2 protein-coding genes are annotated in these 2,582 nt (G+C 65.0%); one reads left to right on the forward strand and one right to left on the reverse strand.

Annotated features, from left to right (window positions below; genetic code table 11):
- Nucleotides 1–489: 489 nt before the first annotated feature.
- Nucleotides 490–1,209, reverse strand: coding sequence for a glutathione S-transferase N-terminal domain-containing protein (locus tag ACOJTD_RS19790; RefSeq protein WP_420134574.1), 720 nt, complete (start codon nt 1,207–1,209; stop codon nt 490–492).
- A gap of 138 nt (nt 1,210–1,347) precedes the next feature.
- Between ACOJTD_RS19790 and ACOJTD_RS19795 the strand changes: the two genes are divergently transcribed.
- Complete coding sequence (locus ACOJTD_RS19795) at nt 1,348–2,370, forward strand: methionine synthase (protein ID WP_420134575.1); 1,023 nt, start codon at nt 1,348–1,350, stop codon at nt 2,368–2,370.
- The last annotated feature ends 212 nt before the right edge of the window (nt 2,371–2,582 follow it).

Below are 2,582 nucleotides of genomic sequence, written 5' to 3' on the forward strand. Positions count from 1 at the left end.
AGCATAAGGCGATTCCTTTTCTTGGTTGTTGTTGGTGGTTGTCAACTTGCGGTTATTTGTTGGTGACTGTTCTCAGAGACTAGGTCTCGCCTCAGGCAAACACATTCTCGTTCGTCATTCCGGGGCGCGCGCAGCGCGAGCCCGGAATCCATAACCCCTATGCTCTCGGCCAAGCAAAGCGCAACCGGCGCCCTGCTCCACCGCCAACGCTGCGGCGTATGGATTCCGGGCTCGCGCAGCTTCGCTGCACGCCCCGGAATGACGAACGCCGAGGGTAGCGCACGGCATCACCCCGCCCCCAACCGTCATCCCCCGCGAATGCGGGGGACCCAGTATTCCAGAGTGCTGCTGTTGAGCGCATACGCCTGCCGCACACGCTCTGGCATACTGGGTCGCCCGGACGAGCCGGGCGATGACGCCGAGTGTGGGGCATACGCTGCCAACCGAATCTACGCTCTACGCTAATCAATCGTGCGTTTCGCATCCCTATCACTGCTGCTGCGCGCCTTGCACACCCGCATCCGCATGCGCCGGCTTGTCGACGCCGAACAGCAGCTTGCGCGCCTGCTCGTCCATCGGCTTGCGGTCTTCCTTGCCGAGGGCGAGGCCGGCCTGCAGCTTGGGGCGCTCGCGCAGCAGCGCGTACCAGCGCTTCACGTTGGGGAATTCGTCCAGCGAAATCCCCTGCGCCTTGTGGGTCATGATCCAGGGGAAGCACGCCATGTCGGCGATCGAGTAGTCGCCGGCGATGTACTCACGGCCGGTCAGCTGCGCGTCGAGCACGCCGTACAGCCGCTTGGCTTCGCGCGTGTAGCGGTCGATCGCGTACGGGATCTTCTCCGGCGCATAGAGCAGGAAGTGTCCGTTCTGGCCGAGCATCGGGCCGAGCCCGGCCATCTGCCACATCACCCATTGCATCACCTCGAAGCGCGGACGGGTCGCGGCGGGCATGAACTTGCCGGTCTTCTCCGCCAGATAGATCAGGATCGCGCCGCTTTCGAAGATGCTGAGCGGGCCGCTGCCGTCGGCCGGCCCGTGATCGACGATCGCCGGCATCCGGCCGTTCGGGGAGAGCTTGAGATAGTCCGGCTTGTGCTGGTCGCCGCGGCCGAGCTGCATCGGCACCACCTTGTACGGCAGGCCGCATTCCTCCAGCATGATCGAAATCTTCCAGCCGTTCGGGGTCGGCGCGTAAAACAGCTCGATCATGCAGGCTCCTCGGGTCCTCTTGACGGGTTTGCGCCGATCCTAGCCCGGCTCCGGCGGGCTTGTCACCTCGGTCTCGGGCGGCTGTACGGGGCGGTGCGGACGTGGCAGACAGGGCGCCCCTCAACCGCGGAGTGACCGATGCTGTTTCCGACCACGATCGCCGGCTCGTTGCCGAAGCCCGAATGGCTCGCCGAACCGAACAAGCTGTGGGCGCCGTGGAAATCCAGCGGCGAGGAACTCGCCCGAGCCAAGCGCGATGCGACGATCCTGGCGCTGAAGCTACAGGAAGACTACGGCATCGACATCGTCACCGAGGGCGAGCAGGCGCGGCAGCATTTCGTCCACGGCTTCCTCGAGGCGGTCGAAGGCATCGACTTCGCCCACAAGGTCGAGATGGGCATCCGCAACGACCGCTACAAAGCGATGGTGCCGCAGGTGGTCGCACCGCTGCGGCTCAAGGGCCGCGTCCACGGCTTCGAGGGCCAGATCGCGCGGGCGCATACCACGCACAAGATCAAGTTCACCCTGCCCGGCCCGATGACGATCATCGACACCATCGCGGATCGTTACTACGGCGACCGCGTCAAGATGGCGTTCGCCTTTGCCGAGCTCTTGAACGAGGAAGCCAAGGCGCTGGAAGCCGACGGCATCGACATGATCCAGTTCGACGAGCCGGCGTTCAACGTCTACATGAGCGAGGCCGCCGACTGGGGCGTCAAGGCGCTGGAGCGCGCCGCGCAGGGGCTCAATTGCGCCACCGCCGTGCACATCTGCTACGGCTACGGCATCAAGGCCAACACCGACTGGAAGGAAACGCTCGGCGATCAGTGGCGGCAATACGAGGACATCTTCCCGGCGATCGATGCCAGCGCGATCCAGCAGGTCGCAGTCGAGTGCCGCAACTCCAAGGTGCCGCTGGAGCTGCTGTCGCTGCTGAAGGGCAAGATCGTCCAGGCCGGCGTCATCGACGTCGCCAGCGACGAGGTCGAGACCGCCGAGGACGTCTGCGCCACGATCGAGGCGGTTATGAAGCACGTGCCGAAGAGCAATATCGTCGCCACGACGAACTGCGGCATGGCCCCGATGCGGCGGGAGATCGCGGAGGCGAAGCTGGCGGCGCTTGGGGCCGGTGCGGAGCTGGCGCGGGAGCGATTTAAGTAAGCGGGGCGGAGCTGGCAGCGCGAGAGCGGACCAAGTAACAAGCTCAACAGCGCCGACCCGTCGTGGGTCGCCGTCCTCTGTTTCGTCGCCCCTCCTCTCCCCGTCATTCCGGGGCGCCGCGCAGCGGCGAGCCCGGAATCCATACTTTCTGGAGGATGTTGTTGAGCACGGCGTTGCGGCGCTGTGCATAAATCCAGGCGACTGGGGTTATG

The sequence above is a fragment of the Rhodopseudomonas sp. genome (genome assembly GCF_048594845.1).
Taxonomy (GTDB): Bacteria; Pseudomonadota; Alphaproteobacteria; order Rhizobiales; family Xanthobacteraceae; genus Rhodopseudomonas.